This is a genomic window from Pseudomonas sp. GW821-FHT07F01, from assembly GCF_059418825.1.
The window spans coordinates 280,631-301,164 of the sequence record NZ_JBWKQO010000003.1; the positions used below are offsets into that span (position 1 = coordinate 280,631).

15 protein-coding genes are annotated in these 20,534 nt (G+C 66.8%); 11 read left to right on the forward strand and 4 right to left on the reverse strand.

Annotation, left to right across the window (positions count from 1 at the left end):
• Positions 1-65: 65 nt before the first annotated feature.
• The 4 genes from AC07R1_RS11835 to tssA form a co-directional block, all read right to left on the reverse strand.
• Complete coding sequence (locus AC07R1_RS11835) at positions 66-554, reverse strand: Hcp family type VI secretion system effector (RefSeq protein WP_011064257.1); 489 nt, start codon at positions 552-554, stop codon at positions 66-68.
• A gap of 118 nt (positions 555-672) precedes the next feature.
• Positions 673-2,166: a type VI secretion system contractile sheath large subunit gene (tssC, locus tag AC07R1_RS11840; protein ID WP_011064256.1), complete on the reverse strand. Its 1,494-nt coding sequence runs from the start codon at positions 2,164-2,166 to the stop codon at positions 673-675.
• Between the two features lie 16 nt (positions 2,167-2,182).
• On the reverse strand, positions 2,183-2,698 hold the full coding sequence (tssB, locus tag AC07R1_RS11845) for a type VI secretion system contractile sheath small subunit (RefSeq protein ID WP_011064255.1): 516 nt from the start codon (positions 2,696-2,698) through the stop codon (positions 2,183-2,185).
• 81 nt (positions 2,699-2,779) lie between these two features.
• Positions 2,780-3,799 carry a type VI secretion system protein TssA gene (tssA, locus tag AC07R1_RS11850; RefSeq protein WP_011064254.1) on the reverse strand — a complete coding sequence of 340 codons (1,020 nt, stop codon included), beginning with the start codon at positions 3,797-3,799 and terminating at the stop codon, positions 2,780-2,782.
• A 393-nt stretch (positions 3,800-4,192) separates the two neighbouring features.
• Between tssA and tagH the strand changes: the two genes are divergently transcribed.
• The 11 genes from tagH to AC07R1_RS11905 all read left to right on the forward strand — a co-directional run bounded on the left by tagH (position 4,193) and on the right by AC07R1_RS11905 (position 20,503).
• On the forward strand, positions 4,193-5,653 hold the full coding sequence (gene tagH, locus AC07R1_RS11855; protein ID WP_495110553.1) for a type VI secretion system-associated FHA domain protein TagH: 1,461 nt from the start codon (positions 4,193-4,195) through the stop codon (positions 5,651-5,653).
• A gap of 64 nt (positions 5,654-5,717) precedes the next feature.
• The gene (gene tssJ / locus AC07R1_RS11860) at positions 5,718-6,224 is read left to right on the forward strand and encodes a type VI secretion system lipoprotein TssJ (RefSeq protein ID WP_011064252.1); all 507 of its coding nucleotides are present in this window, start codon (positions 5,718-5,720) and stop codon (positions 6,222-6,224) included.
• Positions 6,225-6,239: 15 nt separating this feature from the next.
• The gene (tssK, locus tag AC07R1_RS11865; RefSeq protein ID WP_011064251.1) at positions 6,240-7,574 is read left to right on the forward strand and encodes a type VI secretion system baseplate subunit TssK; all 1,335 of its coding nucleotides are present in this window, start codon (positions 6,240-6,242) and stop codon (positions 7,572-7,574) included.
• A 6-nt stretch (positions 7,575-7,580) separates the two neighbouring features.
• Positions 7,581-8,906 (forward strand): DotU family type VI secretion system protein, encoded by a 1,326-nt coding sequence (locus tag AC07R1_RS11870; protein WP_011064250.1) that lies wholly within the window; start codon positions 7,581-7,583, stop codon positions 8,904-8,906.
• Entirely contained in the window at positions 8,903-12,409 is a 3,507-nt protein-coding gene (tssM, locus tag AC07R1_RS11875) for a type VI secretion system membrane subunit TssM (RefSeq protein ID WP_011064249.1), read from the forward strand. The genes AC07R1_RS11870 and tssM overlap by 4 nt, the downstream gene beginning before the upstream one ends.
• Entirely contained in the window at positions 12,406-13,059 is a 654-nt protein-coding gene (tagF, locus tag AC07R1_RS11880) for a type VI secretion system-associated protein TagF (RefSeq protein WP_011064248.1), read from the forward strand. The genes tssM and tagF overlap by 4 nt, the downstream gene beginning before the upstream one ends.
• Positions 13,060-13,794, forward strand: coding sequence for a PP2C family protein-serine/threonine phosphatase (locus tag AC07R1_RS11885; protein ID WP_053160444.1), 735 nt, complete (start codon positions 13,060-13,062; stop codon positions 13,792-13,794).
• A gap of 2 nt (positions 13,795-13,796) precedes the next feature.
• Positions 13,797-16,880, forward strand: a complete 3,084-nt coding sequence (locus AC07R1_RS11890; protein ID WP_072443453.1) for a serine/threonine-protein kinase — start codon at positions 13,797-13,799, stop codon at positions 16,878-16,880.
• Positions 16,880-17,596 (forward strand): ABC transporter ATP-binding protein, encoded by a 717-nt coding sequence (locus tag AC07R1_RS11895; protein ID WP_011064245.1) that lies wholly within the window; start codon positions 16,880-16,882, stop codon positions 17,594-17,596. The genes AC07R1_RS11890 and AC07R1_RS11895 overlap by 1 nt, the downstream gene beginning before the upstream one ends.
• Positions 17,596-18,798, forward strand: a complete 1,203-nt coding sequence (locus tag AC07R1_RS11900) for an ABC transporter permease (RefSeq protein ID WP_015637478.1) — start codon at positions 17,596-17,598, stop codon at positions 18,796-18,798. The genes AC07R1_RS11895 and AC07R1_RS11900 overlap by 1 nt, the downstream gene beginning before the upstream one ends.
• A gap of 22 nt (positions 18,799-18,820) precedes the next feature.
• Positions 18,821-20,503, forward strand: a complete 1,683-nt coding sequence (locus AC07R1_RS11905; protein WP_495110631.1) for a formylglycine-generating enzyme family protein — start codon at positions 18,821-18,823, stop codon at positions 20,501-20,503.
• Positions 20,504-20,534 lie beyond the last annotated feature (31 nt).

The window sequence follows — 20,534 nt, forward strand, 5'->3', positions numbered from 1 at the left end:
GTGTTGCGCCAGGAGAAACCCCAGGGCCGGGCCGGTCGCCGCCACGGGGCGGCGACCGAAGCGGATCAGCGCTTGGTGTTGGAGCGGATGTTCCAGCCGTACTTGATCGGGCCGCCGTCCTTGGTGCCGTCGGCTTTCTGCGGCTGGTACTCGACCATCACCTGAGCGAAGTTCAGGGTGATGTTTTCGGTCAGGCGGTCATCGCTGCCCGAACCGCCGGTGCTCAGCGAAGTGATCAGCACTTCTTCCAGGTCGATGATCATGTACTCGACCTGGCTTTCGCCGCCGGCCTTGCGCACGGTCAGGCGCACCTTGTCGATGTGCTTGCCGCTGGAGCAATGCATCATCAGGTTCGGCGATGCCTTGTCCACGTACTTGGTCAGCGACAGGTCCTGGATGTTCACCTTGCCCGCGCCGCCGCCACCGCCAACGTGCATGTTGCCGGACTGGGACATGCCCCAGCTCCAGTTCAACACGTCGATTTCGTCCTTGTGGGCTTTGTCCATGGACTCGCCCTTGATGTCACCGATCTTGATGAAAATATCAACAGCCATGTTTTCTCCCTGTGTGGCACTTGCCACGATGTTGATTCAGCTTCTGTCGCCGCTGCGCGAGGCCCTGTGGACCTCGCGCGGCCTGTGGCTGCGGCCGCAGGTTTGAGTCGGTTATGGGTTAGGCGCCCTTGGCGGACGGCAGTTTGGATACCAGGCGCAACGACACGGTCAGCCCTTCGAGCTGGTAGTGCGGGCGCAGGAAGAACTTCGAGTTGTAGTAGCCGGGGTTGCCTTCGACTTCCTCGACCACCACCTCTGCCGCGGCCAGTGGGTGCTGGGCCTTGGTGGTTTCGGTGGAGTGCGCCGGGTCACCGTCGACGTAGTTGAGGATCCAGTCCTGCAGCCAGCGCTGCATCTCGTCCTTCTCTTTGAAGGAGCCGATCTTGTCGCGCACGATGCACTTCAAGTAGTGAGCGAAGCGGCAAGTGGCGAACAGGTACGGCAGGCGCGCGGCCAGGTTGGCGTTGGCGGTGGCGTCCGGGTCGTCGTATTCGGCCGGCTTCTGCAGCGACTGGGCGCCGATGAAGGCGGCGAAGTCGGTGTTCTTCTTGTGCAGCAGTGGCATGAAGCCGTTCTTCGCCAGTTCCGCTTCACGACGGTCGGAGATGGCGATCTCGGTCGGGCACTTCATGTCCACGCCACCGTCGTCGGTGGGGAAGGTGTGGGCCGGGAGGTTTTCCACCTCGCCACCGGACTCCACGCCGCGGATCCGCGAGCACCAGCCGAAATGCTTGAACGAACGGTTGATGTTCACGGCCATGGCGTAGGCGGCGTTGGCCCAGGTGTACTTGGAGCTGTCGGCGCCGTCGGTGTTTTCCTCGAAGGCGAAGGCTTCCACCGGGTCGGTCTTGGCGCCGTATGGCAGGCGCGCCAGGAAGCGCGGCATGGTCAGGCCGATGTAGCGCGAGTCTTCCGATTCACGCAGCGAGCGCCAGCCGGCGTATTCCGGGGTGGTGAAGATCTTGGTCAGGTCGCGCGGGTTCGACAGTTCCTGCCACGAGCCCATGCCCATCACGGTCGGCGAAGCCGCGGCGATGAACGGCGAGTGCATGGCGGCGCAAACCTTGGACAGCTCGCCCAGCAGCTCGACATCCGGTGGCGACTGGTCGAAGTAGTAGTCGCCCACCAGGCAGCCGTAAGGCTCGCCGCCGAACTGGCCGTATTCCTCTTCGTACATCTTCTTGAAGAGCGGGCTCTGGTCCCAGGCCGTGCCCTTGAATTTCTTCAGGGTCTTGTGCAGCTCCGGCTTGGAGATGTTGAGCACGCGGATCTTGAGCTGCTCGTCGGTCTCGGTGTTGTTCACCAGGTAGTGCAGGCCGCGCCAGGCGCTTTCCAGCTTCTGGAATTCCGGGTGATGGATCACCTGGTTGACCTGGGCGGTGAGCTTGGCGTCGATGGCGGCGATGATCGACTCGATCGACTTGATGGCGTCGTTGGACACCAGGTCGGTCTGCGCCAGGGCCTGTTCGGCCAGGGTCCGCACCGCGGTTTCCACGGCTTCGCGAGCACGCTCGGTCTTGGGCTTGAATTCCTGCAGCAGCAGCGATGCGAATTCGCTGGCCTGCTCGGTGGCGCCGGGTTGCGCCTGATTGTCACGCATCAATTCGGTCATGATCGTTGGTCCTGATTTACGCGTTCGGCTCGGAGTCAGCAGGCTTTGGCGCACTGGCCAGGGCCTGGAGCAACGCCGGATCCTTGATGGCTTTCATGATGATTTCTTCGGCGCCGGTCTTGCCGTCCATGTAGGTCAGCAGGTTGGCCAGCTGGGTGCGGGCTTCCAGCAACTGGTTCAACGAATCGACCTTGCGCGCCACGGCCGCCGGGCTGAAGTCGTCCATGCTCTCGAAGGTGATGTCCAGGCTCAGGTTGCCTTCGCCGGTCAGTTCGTTGGGCACGTGGAAGGCCACCCGAGGCTGCATGGCCTTGAGGCGCGAGTCGAAGTTATCGACGTCGATTTCCAGGAACTTGCGATCGGCCACGGCCGCCAGGGGTTCCACGGGCTTGCCGGCGAGGTCGGCCATCACGCCCATGACGAAGGGCAGCTGGACCTTTTTCTCGGCGCCGTAGAGTTCGACGTCGTACTCGATCTGCACCCGGGGCGCGCGGTTGCGCGCGATGAACTTTTGAGAACTTTGCTTCGCCACGTTGTGCTCCTGGTCGCTGCTGCGACGGTGTTGGCGTCGGTCGGTGGTTGCCGCTGACGATACTGCTCGGCTGTTCCGGGGTTAGTCGGATTCAGGGCCGCGCAGGTTTTCAAATTGGGACATGCCGTCGGGAATCAGATTGCGCACGATGGCCGCGAAGTCGGCGTTGACCAGGTTCTTGGCCCGGTTGAGCAGCACCGGCAACGGGCTCGAAGGCTCGTGGCGGCTGTAGTAGGCCAGCAGCCGGTCAAGGCTGCGCAGCACGTCTTCGCGGCTGCTGATCTCGCCGGAAACCCGTACCGGGGCTGGCGCTGCGGGCGCACCGGGCTCTTCGGTGGACGGCCCATCGGCGTGTTCCTCGACCGCGTTCTGCGCGCCTTGCGGGGCGTGCTGGCCCAGCACCTGCAGCGCCAGGCGCAGGGGTTGCTTGAGGGCCGTGAGGTCTACACCGCTGGCTGACCCTACTTGTTCGCTGACCTGTTTCTCTATGCTTTCGGCCGCCGAGCGGGCTGCGCTCAAGGCGCTGCGAATGGCATCCAGGTGCTCGGGGTCGCTGTCTTGCAGGGCGCCGGCCAGGTGGTCGGAGCCCAGGCTCTCGCCGGAAAAGTGCTGCAGGCCGGCGGCGTTCAGCGCGGCTCGCAGGCTCACCGGGCCGAAGGTCCGGGAACGGGTCAGGATGGCTTCGCGGAGCAGGCCGATGGTGGTGTCGGACGCCAGGCCGGCCAGGGCGTTGATACGCACCGTGGGGTCGTTGTCGTCGTCGGCGTCCAGGCGCGGATGCAGGTCCGCCCAGTAATCCCGGAGCAGGCCGTCGATCAGTTCGAGGCTGGTGGCCAGGCCCGGCAGGCCTTCGAGGGCCAGGGTGCTCTGCAGGAGGAAGTGGGTGATGCGCAGGTCTTTGCTGCGCGCCAGCAGGTCCAGGCTCTGTTGCTGGATGCTGCGCCAGTCCGGCGGCTCGGCCGGCAGGATCGAGTCGCCCATGCTGCGCTCGGGCTGGCCCTGTGCGGCCCGCTCCAAGTGCAAGAAATCCGCGTCATATTCCAGGTCTTCGCCACAAGGCGAAGTTGCTGAAACCGCGGCGAGCAACATCGGTACATCCACCTGGTTTGATCTCCCTATCAGCCTGCAGGACAGTCAGGCAATTAATGCACTAGTTTGTTTGTGAACTCGCGCACATTTCTTGGTTTATATGGACTCGTTGATACTAGTGAGCCATCATCCGTGTTCAAGAAGTTGTGCATTTTTGGTGTAGTAGTTGTGCCTTGTCAAGGTAAGCTATTCGCCCCGCATGACAGTGTTATGTCGCCTTATTAGTTCCTTGACCGGCGAGTCAGATCGGGGCGGTACGAAAGGCTTTTGTCATGCGTGTAGTTTAAGTTGAGCGATCATGCTGTGAACGGCGCTGTTTAAAGGATTTTTTGCGGACTTTTCATTTTTTCACGGAACTTTTTTCCCTTCGCCGGTTCGCACGCGGAAGTACAGCAAGGAGGCGCGATGTCGCTGTGTTTGACTATCACTAGTTATCACAAGATTACCCCTGGTCAATGCCCTGAAAAACTAATGGACCAGGGAATGATGGCAATTGGCCGCAGTTCCGATAATGACTGGGTACTTCCTGATCCCGAACGCTTAGTTTCCGCGCGGCACTGTGTCATCCAATACAAGGATGGCCGTTATTATTTGACCGATAACAGTACTAATGGTGTGGAGTTAGTCCGTGCCGGTATTCGTATGCGCCGGGGTAGCAGCGAGCCACTGGAAGATGGCGAGGTTATTCGCATTGGCGATTATGAAATCAGTGCGCGCATCGATTTCAGTCTGAACCGCCCGGGGGCTGAACCCTTTTCCGGGGACAGCTCCAATAGTTTCGAGGCGCTGATGGGGCGTCAGGCGGCGTCGCCGACCCCTATCGAACCGATTTCCATGGCCCCGGTGGCGCACTTCCAGGGTGCCTCGGCCCAGGACACCTTTCCCGATCTGTTCGACTTTCTCGCCCCCAGCGCGACCCCGCCGGCCACCCAGCCGGACCACGTGCCGGCCGAGCAGCACGATTTTCGCCCGCCGACCCCCACCGCGGTGCCCCAGCCCGTGGCACCACCAGAGCCATCGGCGCCCCAGGGCGGGGCGATGATTCCGGAGGACTGGGACCTGTTCGGCTCGACGCCCGCAAGCCCTGCGCCAGTGCCCAGTGCGCCGCCCGTGGTTGCCCCGCCGGTGGTTGCCGCCGCGCCGATTGCCCACCAGGCCTCGTTCGCGCCAGAACCCGCGCAGCCGCAGCCGATCGCCCAGGCGCCCGTGGCACCGGTGGTTTCCGAAGTGGAGCTGGCTCCTGTTGTCACGCCCGCGCCGGCCCCGGTCGCCCCCCAGGGGGATCTGCTCCAGGCCTTCCTGCGCGGGGCCGGGCTCGATCAACTGCGTATCGAGCCGCAGCAGGCCCAGGCCCAGATGGAAAGCCTGGGTCGCAGCTACCGGTTGATGGTCGAGGGCCTGATCGATGTGTTGCGTGCCCGCAGCAGCCTCAAGGGCGAGTTCCGCATGCAGCAGACGATGATCCGCCCGGTGGAAAACAACCCGCTGAAGTTCGCCCCCAATGTGGACGAGGCCATGCTCCTGCTGCTGCGCCACAGCAACCAGGCATTCATGGCTCCGGATCAGGCCGTGCAGGACAGTTTCGATGACCTGCGGGCGCACCAGCTGGCGGTCATGGCCGGTGTGGAAGCGGCCATCAAGCACCTGCTGGGGCGCTTCGAGCCCACTGAACTGGAAGCCCGCATGGCTCGCCCCGGCGGCCTGGGCAACCTGTTCAGCGGCTCGCGCCAGGCGCAGAACTGGCAGCAGTTCACTGCACTCTACAAACAGATTTCCCAAGAGGCCCAGGACGATTTCCAGGACCTCTTCGGTCGTGAGTTCAGCCGCGCCTATGAAGAACACACCCACCGGCTGCGCCGTTCCTGAGCGCGCCTGGAACACCCGAAAAACACGGATACACGGACAGCTGATACGTCATTGAGGACGCAGGATGATTCAACGATTGCTGACATTGGTTGCCATGCTGGTACTGGCGGCCTGTGCCAAGGACACACCACCTCCCGGCGAACCGGCCAAGGAAGCGCCCGGCGCCACGACTGTGGAGCTGCATTTCCAGGCGGTCAGCGGGCTCAACCCCGGGCCTGATGGCCAGAGCACGCCGGTGCGGGTACGGATCTTCGAGCTGAAGAATCCGGCCACCTTCATGCGCGCCGACTACTTCGCCCTGGCGGAGCGGGCGCCGGCTACCCTCGGCCCGGACCTGATCGACCAGGATGAAGTGCTGGTCAAGCCCGGCGACCAGTTCACCCTCAAGCGCACCCTGGACCCGGCCACCCGTCAGGTCGGCCTGCTGGTGGGCTATCGCGAAGTGGACCAGGCCCTGTGGCGGGTCGGGGTCAACACCGCGCAGCGCCTGAGCAACCAATATCAGATCGTCCTCGACGTCCGCGCGGTCAGCGCCGAGCTCGTGGCATCCCCATCCAGCCCTGCCCAATAGGCAATCGGAGCAACCATGTCCTGGAACAATCGCGTGGTCTGGTCGGAAGGCATGTTCATTGGAACCCAGCACTTCCAGCAGCATGACCGTTACCTGGAAAACCTCATCGACGCCCGCAGCCGCCCGCTGTCGACGGGAGCCTGGGGGTTCTCCGAGCTGCGTATCGATCAGGGCCTGCTGGCCCAGGGCAAGCTGGCCATCGTCAGCGCCCGTGGCCTGCTGCCCGACGGCACGCCGTTCAACATTCCCCATGACGACCTGGCGCCCAGCCCGCTGTGCATCGACGACAACCTGCGTGACGGCCTGGTGTACCTGGCGCTGCCCCTCAAGCGCGCCGGCGCCCGGGACACCGTGGACGAGGGCGAAGAGCTGGGCGGTGCCCGCTACCTGAGCCAGGTGCGCGAGGTGCGTGACGACAACGCACCGTTCGAGAACCGCGCGCCGGTGGCCGTGGGCTCTCGGGCCCTGCGCCTGCTCACCGCCCAGGACGGCCTCAGCGACTACGCCGCCATTGGCGTGGTGCGGGTCAAGGAGAAACGCGCCGACCGTGCTCTGGTGCTGGACGACAGCTACATTCCGCCGGTGCTGGACGTGGCCGCGTCCAAGCCGTTGAGCGCCTTTCGCAGCGAGCTGCTGGGCCTGCTGCACCAGCGCGGCGAGGCCCTGGCCGGGCGCGTGGTGGCATCGGGCGCGGGGGGCGCTTCGGAAATCGCCGACTTCATGCTCCTGCAGCTGGTGAACCGCGCCCAGCCCCTGGTCAACCACCTGAGCCAGATCAGCCCGCTGCACCCCGAGCGCCTGTTCAGCGAGCTGGTGAGCCTGGCCGGCGAGTTCTCGACCTTCACCCACAGCGCCCGGCGCCCTGAGCAATACCCGCAGTACCAGCACGATGAGCTGGCCATGAGTTTCGCCCCGGTGATGCAGGCCCTGCGTGAAGCGCTGTCGATGCTGATCGACAGCAAGGCAACGCCGATCCCCATCGTCGAGAAAGCCTACGGCGTACACGTGGCGATGCTGGCCGACCGCACCCTGCTGGAGAACGCCAGCTTCATCCTGGTGGTGCGTGCCGACGTGCCGGGCGAAACCCTGCGCGGGCGCTTCGCCCAGCAGAGCAAGGTGGGTTCGGTGGAGCACATCCGCGACCTGGTCAACCTGCAGCTGCCGGGTATCGGCCTGCTGCCGCTGCCGGTGGCGCCGCGGCAACTGCCGTACCACGCAGGCTCGACCTACTACGAGCTGGACCGTGGCAGCGAGCACTGGAAACAACTGGTTCACTCCGGCGGCTTCGCGTTCCACGTCGCGGGAGAATTCCCGGGCTTGAACCTGGCCTTCTGGGCCATTCGAGGATAAGTCGCGATGCATCCTTTCGACGATTCGCCAGGGCAGCCGTCCCCGCCCAACGACCGTACCCAATTCATGCCGCGCCCCGGTGGCCGTGCTCCCGAGCCCGGGCGCCCGGCTGCTGCGCCCGCGCCGTCGCTGGCCATGCCGGCGGCGCCGCTGCCGGCCGGCCAGGCCCGTGGCCTGAACCCCCTGGAAAGCGCCGCGGGCCCACTGCTGGCCTTGCTCACAAGGCTGCGCAGCACCCTGGCGCACCCGGCGCCGGCCAGCCTGCGGGCGCAACTGCTGGCCTACCTGCGCCAGTTCGAGGAGCGCGCGGAAGCGGCCGGCGTGCCGCGCAACGACGTGCTGCTGGCGCGCTATGCGCTCTGTACTGCCCTGGATGAAGCCGTGCTGAGCACGCCCTGGGGCAGCACCAGCGACTGGGGCAAGCAGAGCCTGCTGATCACCGTGCACAACGAGGCCTGGGGCGGCGAGAAGGTCTTCCAGCTGCTGGAGCACTGCCTGCAAAGCCCGCGCGAGCGCCTGTACCTGCTGGAGCTGTTGTACCTGTGCATGTGCCTGGGTTTCGAAGGCCGCTACCGGGTGATGATCGATGGTCGCAGCCAGCTCGAGGCCTTGCGCGAGCGCACCGCGGCCACCATCCGCAGCGCCCGTGGCGAGCACGAGCGCGAGCTGTCGCCACACTGGCGCGGGGTCACCGTGGCCCGTGACCGGCTGGCCCAGTTCATGCCGCCCTGGGTCGGCATCGCCATCGGCGTGGCCCTGCTCCTGGCGCTGCTGTTCGGCCTGCGCCTGAAACTGGCGGCGGACGCCGAGCCGGTGTTCAAGAACATCCATGCCCTGGGCGAGATCCCGGTGCAGACCCTGGACCGCCCGGTGATCCAGCCGAAGATTGTCGAGCGTCCGCGCCTGGCGGGCTTCCTCGCCGAGGACATCAAGGCCGGGCGGGTGGCGGTGGAAGATGCCGTCGACCGTTCGGTGGTGACCATCCGTGGCGACGAGCTGTTCGCCTCGGCCAGCGCCAGCATCCTCGACGACTACCAGCCGCTGATGCTGCGCATCGCCGACGCCGTGCGCAAGGTCAAGGGCCAGGTGCGGATCACCGGCCACAGCGACAACCGACCGATCGCCACCTTGCGCTTCCCGTCCAACTGGAAGCTGTCCCAGGCGCGCGCCGAATCGGTGCTGCAGATCCTCGCGGCGAAGACCGGGCAGCCGGAGCGCTTCAGCGCCGAAGGCCGCAGCGACACCGAGCCACTGGCAACCAATGCCACCGCCGAAGGGCGGGCACGTAATCGTCGGGTAGAAATCAGCGTATTGGCGGAGGGGGTCGAGTGAAGGCGTTTTTCAGTTTTGTGATTCGCTGGGTGATCCCGCTGCTGGGGCTGATCGCCCTGAGCCTGATCATCTGGTTCATTGGCCCGTTGCTGGAGTTCCTGGTACCGGAAGGCCGGCGTTGGGCGCTGATCATTTTCATCTTCGCGCTATGGATCGGCTACCGGGTGTTTTGCATCATCCAGGCCCGTCGGAATGCGGCCAAGGTCTTGCAGAGCCTGGCCGCCGACACCCCGCCGGACCCGGACAGCGTGGCCACTGCCGAGGAACTGGCCGCCCTGCGCCAGCGCATGGACGAAGCCCTGGCGCTGCTGAAGAAGGCCAAGCTCGGCGGTGACGAGCGACGCAATCTCTACGAGCTGCCGTGGTACGTGATCATCGGTCCGCCGGGTTCCGGCAAGACCACCGCACTGGTCAATTCCGGCCTGCATTTCCCCCTGGCCGCCCAGTTGGGCGCCGGTGCCGTACGCGGCGTGGGCGGCACCCGCAACTGCGACTGGTGGTTCACCGACCAGGCCGTGCTGCTCGATACCGCCGGCCGCTACACCACTCAGGACAGCCACGCCACGGTGGACAAGGCGGCCTGGCTGGGCTTTCTCGACCTGCTGAAAACCCAGCGCTCGCGGCGGCCGATCGATGGCGCCTTCGTTGCCATCAGCCTCTCCGACCTGCTGCTCGGCAGCGAAGCGGAGCGCGCTGCCCACGCCGCAGCGATCCGCCTGCGGATCCAGGAGCTGTACACCCAGCTGGGAGTGCGCTTCCCGATCTACCTGATGCTCACCAAGCTCGATCTGGTGCCGGGTTTCATGGAGTTCTTCGACTCCCTGAGCAAGGAAGAGCGGGCCCAGGTCTGGGGCATGACCTTCGCCCTGGACGACGGCAAGAGCGGTGACAGCCCCCTGGCCCACCTGCCGGCGGAACTGGCGGCCCTGGAGCAGCGGCTCAACGAGCGCCTGGTGGAACGCCTGCAGCAGGAACGCGACCCGGCGCGGCGCGACCTGATCTACGGCTTTCCGCAGCAGTTCGCAGCGCTCAAGGAATCCTTGCAGAGCTTCCTGGAAGGGGTGTTCAAGCCCAATGCCTTCGAAGAGCGGGTACTGCTGCGCGGGGTGTACTTCACCAGCGGCACCCAGGAAGGCAGCCCGATCGACCGCCTGATCGGCGCCATGGCCCAGAGCATGAACCTGGACCGCCAGCACCTGGCGCGGCAGACCGGCACCGGGCGCAGCTACTTCATCGAGAAGCTGTTCAGTGCCGTGGCCTTTGCCGAGCGCGGGCTGGTGGGGGTCAACCCCAAGGTCGAGCGCCGGCGCAAATGGATCGCCCGTGGCGCCCTGGCTGGCACCGTAGCCCTGGTGCTGGTGGTCAGCACCTTGTGGATCATCAGCTACAGGGCCAACCAGGCCTACATTGCCCAGGTCGACCAGCGCGTCGGCCCGGTGCGCCAGGACGTGCAGAACCTCAGCCCGGCCCAGCGCGATGTGCTGGCGGTGCTGCCGCTGCTCAACGCCACCCGCCACCTGGCCGGCGACGCCCCGGGCTGGGCCGAAGGCCTGGGCCTGTACCAGGGCGACATGCTCGAAGCCGAGTCCGCCAGCGTCTATCGCAAGCTGCTGGTGGCGGTGTTCGCCCCACGGTTGATGACCCGCATCGAAGAGCAACTGCACAGCGGCGGCAACTCGGACTTCCTCTACGAGGGGCTCAAGGCCTACCTGATGCTGGCGGACAGCGAGCACTACGACCCGGACTTCATCAAGGCCTGGATCACCCTGGACTGGGATCACACCCTGGCCCGCGACCTGCCGCCCGAGCAACGCCAGGCCCTGACCGGCCACCTGCAGGCGCTGTTCGAGAAGCATCCGCCCAACGCACGCCTGGACCAGCGCCTGATCGACGACCTGCGCCGCCAGCTGCAGCAGCTGCCGGTGGCCCAGCGGGTGTATGACCGGGTCAAGCGCGCCAAGCTGCCGGACGGCGTGCCGGACTTTCGCCTCAGCGAGGCCGGTGGCCGTGACGCCGCGCTGGTGTTCACCCGCAAGAGCGGCAAGCCGTTGAGCGAGCCCCTGAGCGGGCTGTTCACCGCCAAGGGCTACCGCCAGGGCTTCCTCCTGGCCAGCCTCAACCAGGCAGGCACCCTGGCGGAAGAACAGTGGGTGCTGGGTCGCGATCAGGCCGACCAGCAGAACGTCGCCAGCCTTGCCGCCGACGTGCGCCGCCTGTACTTCCAGGATTACCTGCGCCAGTGGGACGCCTTGCTGGCGGACATCGACTTCGTGCCGATCACCAGCGTGGCCCAGGCCGCCGACGTGCTGCGGATTCTTTCCGGGCCCACTTCGCCGCTGAAGAAGCTGCTGGTGGCCGTGGCCAAGGAAACCGACCTGCAACAGGAAGAACGCCTGCTGGCGGCCCAGGGCCAGAAGGTCGAGGGCGGTGTGGACCAGCTCAAGCAACGCCTGGGTAACCTGCTGGGCCAGGAACAGTCGGCCAACCCGGCTGCCGTGGCCAGCAGCGAAGACCCGGTGAGCGCGCACTTCGCCGAACTCAACAGCCTGGTGAGCAAGGGCGAGGGCGAGCCGGCGGCCATCGACGGCCTGCTGGCGGACATGAACGCCCTGTACGTGCAGGTCAGCGCCATGGTCGGGGCCAGCGGCGACGCGCTGCTGGGCGAGGCCAAGAACCAAGCCAGCGCCGCTGCGGCGCGGGTCAGCCTGACCGCCGAGCGCCAGCCTCCGGTGGTCCAGGGGCTGGTCAAGTCGGTGGTGGGCTCCACCACCAACACCATGATGGGCGGGGTGCGCAACCAGCTGAACGCGGCCTGGGTCAGCGAAGTGGTGAACGTCTATCGCCAGTCCCTGAGCGGCCGTTACCCGATGTCGCCGGGCAGCTCCCGGGACGCGACCCTGGAAGACTTCGGCCAGTTCTTCGGCACCGGCGGGGTGATGGACAACTACTTCCGCAAGTACCTGCAGCCCTACGTCAACACCTCGACCACCACCTGGAGCTGGCAGCCAGGCGCGGCGCAGAAGCTGGGGATTTCCCCTGGCGTGCTGCAGACCTTCCAGCGCGCTTCGAACATTCGCGACGCCTTCTTCCGCTCCAGTGGCGGTACCCAGCCGGCCGTGCGTTTCGAACTCAAGCCGGTGGCGATGGACGCCAATATCAGCCAGTTCCTCCTCGACCTGGACGGCCAGCAACTGAGCTACGACCACGGCCCGAGCCGGCCGGTGGCCATGCAATGGCCCAACCCGGGGAGCATCGGCGTGGTGCGCCTGTCGATCATGCCGCCTTCGGCCACCGGGCGTTCCGGGATCACCCTGGATGGCCCCTGGGCCTGGTTCCGCCTGCTGGAGCAGTCGGACCTGACCGCCACCAATTCGCCGGACCGCTTCAACCTGCGGCTACGGGTGGACGGTGCGAGCATTTCCTACGAGCTGCGGGCCAGCAGCGCCTTCAACCCGTTCAAGAGCCGGGTGCTCAGTGGCTTCAGCCTGCCGGAGCGGCTATGACGGCGCCGGGCCTGTACGGCAAGTTGGCCAGCCGCGGCGATTTTGTCAGCCGTGGCCTGCCGCAGAGTTTCATCGGCCCCTGGGACAGTTGGCTGGCGGCGGGGCTGCTGGCCAGCCAGAACGCCCTGGGCGAGCAGTGGCTGAACGCCTACCTGATCAGCCCGTTGTGGCGCTTCGCCCTGGCCCCCGGGGTCTGCGGGCCCCAGGCGGCGGTCGGGGTGGTGATGCCGAGCATCGACCGGGTGGGGCGCTATTTCCCCCTGACCGTGGCTGCACTGCTGGAGCCCGAGGCTGACCTGGCTTCGTTGGTCGGCGGCCCGGAGCAGTGGTTCGAACAGGTGGAAGAGCTGTTGCTGGCGACCCTGGAAGAGGGCGCCAGTTTCGAAGCCCTGGAAGAGGGCTTGCAGGCCCTGGGCGCGCCAAGCCCGGCCAGCCGGATCGAAGGCAGCCACTACGCCGGCCTGCAGCGGTTTTACGTCAGCGATCCACAGGCCCGGGGCGCGGTACTCGCGGCCCAGGCCTGCGCGGGATCGAGTGCCTGGTGGGGGCGCGGTTCGCAGTACATCAGCCCAATGCTGTTGCGCTGCCAGGGCTTGCCGCCGGCCAGTGAATTTGCGCAATTTTTGCTCGGACAAGAGGGTGCCGTCTAAATGCGTTCAGCGCCGCAACTGTCCTACCAGTCCGCCAGCTACAGCCATGTCGGCATGGTGCGGAAAATCAATGAAGACGCCTGGCTCGAAGCCCCGGAGACCGGCCTGTGGCTGGTGGCCGACGGTATGGGCGGGCACGCCGCCGGGGACTATGTCAGCAGCCTGATCGTCGACAGCCTGCGGGCGGTTCCGGCCGCCGACAGCCTGGACGACTATGTCGCCGCGCTGCGCAACGGCCTGGCCGCGGTCAACGCCGCGGTGCGCGAGGAAACCGCCAACCGTGGGGTGACCATGATGGGCAGCACCGTGGTGCTGCTGGCGGTACGCGGGGCCCGGGCCGTGTGCCTGTGGGCCGGCGACAGCCGCCTGTACCGGTTGCGGGACGAACAGCTGGAAGGCATTTCCCGGGACCACAGCTACGTCCAGGACCTGCAGGACAGCGGCCTGCTCAGCGAGGCCGAGGCGCGGGTGCACCCGCGGGCCAACATCGTGACCCGGGCGATTGGCGTCGAGGCCCAGCTGGAGCTGTCCCAGGTCGACCTGCAGGTGCAGGACGGCGACACCTTCCTGCTGTGCAGCGACGGCCTGAACAAGACCGCCGAGGACTTTGAGCTGCGTGACGTGCTCAGCCACAGCGAGCCCAATGACGTGGTGCGCAGCCTGATCCACCTGGGCCTGACCCGGGGCGCTCCGGACAACATCACCGCCATCGTGATCAAGGCCGCAGGACACTGACCATGGACATTCTGATTCCCGGCTTTGACATCCAGGGCGAAATTGGCGAAGGCGCCATGGCCAGCGTGTACCTGGCGACCCAGCGTTCCCTGGAACGCAAGGTGGCACTCAAGGTGATGGCCGCGGCGCTGGCCGCCGACCCGAGCTTCTGCGAGCGCTTCCTGCGCGAGGGCAAGACCCTGGCGCGGCTGTCGCACCCGCACACCGTGACCATCCACGACATCGGCAATGTCGGCGAGCTGTACTACATGGCCATGGAGTACCTGCCCAACGGCACGCTGAAAGAGCGCATCGCCGCCGGGCTGACCCCGGAGCAGGGCCTGACCTATATCCGCCAGATCGCCTCGGCCCTGGGCTATGCCCATGCCCAGGGGCTGGTACACCGCGATGTGAAGCCGGCCAACATCCTGTTCCGCGCCGACGGCACCGCGGTGCTCTCGGACTTCGGCATCGCCAAGTCCCTGGACGACCGCACCCAGTTCACCCAGGCCGGTTTTGCCGTGGGCACCCCGAGCTACATGAGCCCCGAACAGGCTCGTGGCCAGGACATCGACGGCCGCGCCGACCTCTATGCCCTGGGGGTGGTGCTGTATGAAATCCTGGTGGGCGAGCTGCCTTATAACGGCACCGACGCGCTGTCCACGGCCCTGGCCCACCTGACCGAGCCGCTGCCGGAGCTGCCGCTGCACCACGGTCGCTACCAGCACATCCTGCGCAAGCTGCTGGCCAAGGACCCGGCCGAGCGCTACCCGGATGCCGCCGCCTTGCTGGCGGCCCTGGACAACCTGCCGGCCGCCACCGCCGAGGTGGAAGCGACGCTGATCCAGCCCTTGCCGCTGCCACCCCAGGCTGCGTCGCAGCCTGTACCTCAGGGCAACGACCTGGCCGGGCTGACCCCGGTGTCCATCGAGATCCCGCAGCAGGCGCCCCGACCGGCGCCGCGCCGCGAGCCGCCCGAGGAGCCGCCCGCGCCGCCGCGCACGGCCAATCTGCCGCCAGCCGGCAGCGGGCCTTCCGAACAGCGGCGCGGCCCAGTGCTGGCCCTGGCCGGGGTCGCCGTGGCGGTGGCCCTGGCAGTGGCGGGCGCCGGTTACTGGTGGCTGTCGGGCGACAGCCCGGCGCCAGAACCCAAGACCGCCTCGACAGCCGGCACCACGCCTGCGGTGGTGGCGCCCCCGGCCAGTCAGCCGGTGGCCGCGGATGTCGACGGCGGCCAGCGACCGCTGCTGATGCCGGGCAAGAAAACCCTGTTCCAGCGGGTGCTGAGCAAGCCAGGGGCGAGTTTCTCCAGCGAGCCTGGGGCTGCGCCGGGCCAGGCGGTGCCGGCGTTCTCGGTGCTCTACGTGTATCAGCGCAAGAACCTCGACGGCCGCTCCTGGCTGCGCCTGGGGGCCGCCAGTGACGGTCGCAGCGCCGGCTGGTTGCCGGCCGAACAGGTCAGCGACTGGAAGCAGAGCCTGGTGCTGAAATTCACCGAGCGTTCCGGTCGTGCACCGGTGATGTTCGTGCGTCAGGCCAGCGAGCTGGAGCGTTTGTTGGCGGACCCTGCGGCGGCCAAGAACCTGCTGCTCAAGGCACAGAAGAATCCCCAGGACGAACAGCAGGTGCTGGCCCTGGAACCCAACGCCAGCGCGGTGCCACAGGACCAGTTCTACCTGCTGCCGATCTTCGATTCCAAGGAGAGTTTCGACGACAACGGCCAGCCGGTGCAGTTGCTCAATGTGGCTTCCATCGACCCGGGCAACAGCCCGCAGAGCATCAGTGACAGTAGCGGCAAGCGCCTGCCGGCCAATACTCCTCCGGCGGCCGGCGATGCCTTCCGCACTGCGGTGGTGCTGGTGGTGGACACCTCGGTGTCGATGCAGCCCTACATCGACCAGGTGCGCGATGTGGTGCACGAGCTGCAAAGCAAGATCGCCCAGCGCGGCGAGCTGGACAGCGTCAGCTTCGGCCTGGTGGGCTTTCGCAACAACACCAGCAAGACCCCGGGCCTGGAGTACGTGACCAAGACCCTGGTGACCCTGGACCAGGGTCGCGATCCCCAGCGCTTCCAGGAGCTGGTGAGCCAGGTCAAGGCCACCAGTGTCTCCAGCCATTCGTTCAACGAAGACGCCTTTGCCGGCGTGATGCAGGCCGTGGAGGGCATGGACTGGAAGGGCTATGGCGGCCGCCTGATCCTGCTGGTCAGCGATGCCGGGGCGCTGCGCAAGAACGACCCTTACAGCCGCACCCAGATGAACGAGGCGGAAGTGCGCCAGGCAGCCCTGGGCAAGCAGATCAAGATCTACGCCTTGCACCTGCGCACCGATGCCGGCAAGAAGAACCACGCCCAGGCGGAAACCCAGTACCGGGTGCTGACCGCCGACGCCAACCCGAAGATCGGCGACCTGTACATTCCGGTGCCCGGCGGCGATGTGGGCAAGTTTGGCGAGCGGGTCGACGAGATCGGCACGGTGTTCGCCGACCTGGTGCATCAGGTGCGCAGCAACCAGAGCCAGGAAGTCCCGGTGCTGGCGGCGGCGCCGAGCATCGCGCAGAAGTCGGCGGCCATCGGCTACGCCATGCACATGGATTTTCTCGGCCGCAAGTCCGCCAGCCAGGCGCCCCAGCTGGTCAGCGCCTGGACCGCCGACCGCGACCTGACCAACCCGGCGCTGCCGGCGTTCCAGGTCTGTGTGATGCTCACCAAGCTGCAACTCAACGACTTGCAGCAGTCGCTGAAACTGATCGTCGACGCGGCGCGCAAGACCCAGACCTCGCCCAAGGATTTCTTCCAGGAAATCGCCAGCGCCAGTGCCTACATGAGCCGCGACCCGTCGGCCCTGCGCAAGGGCGGCAACCTGGCCGACGGCGGCGTGCTGGGGGAGTACCTGGAAGGCCTGCCGTACCGCAGCAAGTCGCTGAACATGACCCAGGACCTGTGGCTGTCCCTGAGCGTGGCCGAGCAGGAAGACTTCATCGACGAGCTGGATTCGAAGATCCGCCTCTACGAAACCTTCCATAACGATCTGGCCAACTGGGTGCGCTTCGGTGATGCCGAGCCGGGTGATGCCCTGTACCGCGTTCCGTTGTCGACCCTGCCGTGATGCTCAATCTGGCGCAGGTGCACAAGAGCCGCGGCGAGGGTCGCCAACGCTACAGCCTGGTGATCCCCAGGCTGCAACTGCGTGCCGGTGATCAACTGGCGGTGGTCGGCCCCAGCGGTTGCGGCAAGAGCACGCTGCTGGACCTGCTGGCGCTGGTGCTGGCCCCGGATTCGGCGGCGCGCTTCGAGTTCTCCCCGGCCAGGGATGCCATCGACATTGCCGGGATCTGGCGCGGCGACGGCCACAGCGCGCTGGCGCAGTTGCGCAGCCGGCACCTGGGTTATGTGCTGCAGACCGGCGGCCTGCTGGGCTTTCTCGACGTGCGCGCGAATATCAGCCTGCCCCGGCAGTTGCTGGGGCTGGCGGACGAGGGCATTCCCCGGCGCCTGGCCGAGCGCCTGGAGATCGCCGACCAGCTGCACAAGAAACCCGCCGCGCTGTCGGTGGGCCAGCGCCAGCGGGTCAGCTGCGCCCGGGCCCTGGCCCACAACCCTCAGGTATTGCTGGCGGACGAGCCGACAGCGGCCCTGGACCCCTTGAACGCTCAGCGGGTGATGCAACTGCTGGTGCAGCAGTCGCGGGACCAGGGGGTGTGCTGTGTGATCGCCACCCACGACGAACCCCTGGCCCGGGCCAACGGCTTGCAGGTGCGCCGCATCGCCTGCCAGCGCGACGCCGATGGCGGAGTCACTGCCACGCTTGGGGAGGCCTGCTGATGCGCGCCTCCCTGACCGCGGCACTGGCCTGGCAGGACTACCGGGCCGACAGCTGGCTGTCGGCCTGTTCGGTGCTGGCCCTGGTGGCGGTGATCGCCCCCTTGCTGGTGCTGTTCGGGCTCAAGTTCGGGCTGGTGAGCAGCCTCACCGAGCGCCTGGAAAAGGACCCGGCGGTGCGCGAGATCATTCCCCTGGGCGGCGGGCGCTTCAGCGCCGACTTCATCGCCCAGTTGGGGCAGCGTCCGGACGTGGCCTTTGCCTTGCCGCGTACCCGGCAGATCGCCGCCACCGCGGACCTGTCCCGGGGCACGGGGGATATCGGCCTGACCGTGGAAATGCTCCCCACCGCGGCCGGCGACCCCTTGCTCGGGCGCTTGCCGGCGCCCCGGGGCATGAGTGGCGTGCTGCTCAGCCGCACCGCCGCCGAGAAGCTTGGGGTGCAGCCGGGGGACTGGTTGCAGGCGACCTTTGGCCGGCAGGTGGCGGGGCGCAGCGAGGTACAGCGGACCCGGGTCCAGGTGGAGGGCGTTCTGCCGCTGGAGGCCTTTGCCCGGGACGCGCTGTTCGCCCCGCTGGCGCTGCTGGAAGCCGCCGAGGATTACCGCGACGGACGCGCTGTGGCGGCCCTGGGCTGGCTCGGCGATGCCCAGGCAACTGCCGGGCAGCGGGTTTACCCGGCGTTTCGCCTGTATGCCCGCGACCTGGGGGATGTCGAGCCATTGCGTCTGTATTTCGCCGAGCGCGGCCTGCTGGTGTCGACCCAGGCCCAGACCATAGCCCAGGTGCAGTCCTTGAGCCGCAACCTGGCCATCGTCTTCTGGGTGATCGCCGGGCTGGCCCTGGCGGGTGCCTTCGCGGCGATCTTCGCCGGGGCCCTGGCGGCGGTGGAGCGCAAGCGCCGGGAGCTGTCGGTGTTGCGCCTGCTCGGGTTTTCCACCGGTGCGCTGCTGCTGTTCGTGGTGGCCCAGGCGCTGTACAGCGCCGGTTTTGCCGCGCTGTTGAGCGGCGCCCTGTATGGCCTGGCCCAGGCCGGGCTGAATCATTTGTTCATGCAGGCGCCCGGCGAATACGCCAGCCACCTGCTGCCGGCCCATTACGGGCTGGCCCTGTTGGCGACGCTGGGCGTCAGTACCCTGGCCGCCGCGCTGGGCGGCTGGCGGGTGTCGCGCATAGAAGCCTGTGAAGGAATTCGCGATGTATAAGTTGATCAGCACCGTGCTGGCCATGACCCTGGCCGGGGCCGTGTGGGCCGAAGAACCGGCGAACAAGATGGACAACCCCAAGCCGTTGCCGGACGACGTCAGCCTGCCGCTGCCCTGCGACGGCGAGATGGTGTTCCGCTACGTCTACGTGCTGGCCCAGGGCACCCTGGACGACCGTGAGGTGAACCTCGGCTACCCCTTCAGCGAGGGTGAGAGCGGTTACCAGCAGTCGTTCATTTCCGGCTATCGCCGGGACTACATCAACGGCCAGTTCACCCTCAAGGACCTGCCTGGCGCCTGGGGCAAGACCATTGGCCCGGCGCTGCCGAAAAGTGGCGCCGGGGTGCCCCTCAAGCCAATGCTGTATTTCATCGGCAAGTACGAGGTCACTGCCCGCCAGTACGCTCAGGTCATGGCCCAGGCCCAGTCCCTGGCCAGCGGTGATCCGGCCCCGGCCTGTGAGGCGCCGGATGGCCTGCAGGGGCGCCTGCCCAAGGTCAAGCTGTCGCGCTTCGAGGCCGAGCGCTTTGCCGCGGTGTACAGCGCCTGGCTGATGAAGAACCACCGCGACCTGCTGCCGGTCAGCGGCCGTGGCAGTTCCTCGGAAGACGGTGGCCTGGGCTTTGTGCGCCTGCCCACCGAGGTGGAGTGGGAATACGCCGCCCGCGGCGGCCAGGCGGTCAGCCGCCAGGAGCTGGAAGGCCGCCTGTTCCCGCGGCGCGTGGAGGGCAGCGAAGACGACGGCCCGCTGGCGGACTGGGCGGTGTTCAACCAGGTGGCCGGCGGCACCGGCCAGGCCGCGCGCCTGATGCCCATCGGCACCAAGCTGCCCAACCCCATCGGCATGTTCGACGTGATCGGCAACGCCGCCGAGATGGTCCAGGAGTCCTTCCAGCTGGTGCGCGCCGGGCGCCGCCAGGGCACCTACGGCGGTTTCGTGGTCAAGGGCGGCAACTACCTGGAAGGCGAAGGCACGCTGTTCACCGGGATGCGCCGCGAGTACCCGCTGTTTGGCGCCGACGGCACTGAGCAGAGCAACGAAACCACCGGTTTCCGGGTGGCCATCGGCGCGCTGTCGGCGCCCCGTTCGCGCTACAAGGAGCTGTTCGCCCAGTGGCAGAAGGAAGGCCGCCTGGCGTCCCTGACCGATGCCATCGACGACGCCCAGGACCCCACCAAGCGCCTGGACGCCATCATCGCCGCCAGCGTCGACCCGCGCCTGCAGGCGGAGCTGGGGCTGGTCAACGAAGAGCTCAAGCGCAACGTCTCGCTGATCGCCCAGCAGCGCGAGGAAGCGGCCGGCAACCTGATCCAGTCGTCGGCCCTGGTGGCCGAGACCATCAACAACTACAACATCCGCCTGACCAACCTGAAGAAGAGCCAGCAGCAGGCCATCGATGCCAAGGACCAGCCCAGCGCCAAGCTGTTCGCCGAAGCCATCGACAACGGCCGCAGCGCGCTGGACGGGGCGGTGGCGATCTACATCGACAACCTGGCCACGGGCACCCGTTACACCGACGCGGTGATCCAGGCGCAATTTCAACGAATCAAGGAAGAGCTCAATCGCAAGCCGGTGCTCGGCAAGAGCCTGGTGACGCGCGCTACGTTATTCGTTCGCCATGTCGGGAATTATCGCCAGCAACGGCGAGCCGACCCGGCGACGATTTTGAAGGAACTGCTCGCATCGACCGGTCAGAAGTCATGACCGGCCGCTGTCTGTCGAGCCTGGAGGATCT